General features: G+C 58.4%; 1 protein-coding gene. It reads left to right on the top strand.

Features of this window, described 5'->3' with window-relative positions; genetic code table 11:
• Positions 1-255, top strand: a 255-nt coding sequence (locus tag EOD29_RS33335; RefSeq protein ID WP_127248870.1) for a M24 family metallopeptidase, incomplete at both ends; no start/stop codon positions are given.

Below are 255 nucleotides of genomic sequence, written 5' to 3'. Positions count from 1 at the left end.
CCATCAAGAGCACTGAGGAGATCGAGCTGATGAGATGGACGATCCGTGTCTGCGAAGCAGGCATGGCGCGGATGTACGAGGTATCCGAGCCGGGCCGCACCGAAAGAGAGATCTGGGCCGAGCTTCACTTCGAAAACGCACGCAGCGGCGGCGAGTGGCTGGAGACCAAGCTCTTGACCGCAGGACCGAGAACAAACCCCTGGTATCAGGAATGTTCGGACTACGTCATCAAACGCGGGGAGATGATATCCTTCG

This window comes from Mesorhizobium sp. M1A.T.Ca.IN.004.03.1.1 (assembly GCF_003997555.1).
Classification (GTDB): Bacteria; Pseudomonadota; Alphaproteobacteria; order Rhizobiales; family Rhizobiaceae; genus Mesorhizobium.
Note: the sequence above shows the minus strand (reverse complement) of the source record. Positions and strands in the feature narration are given on the sequence as shown.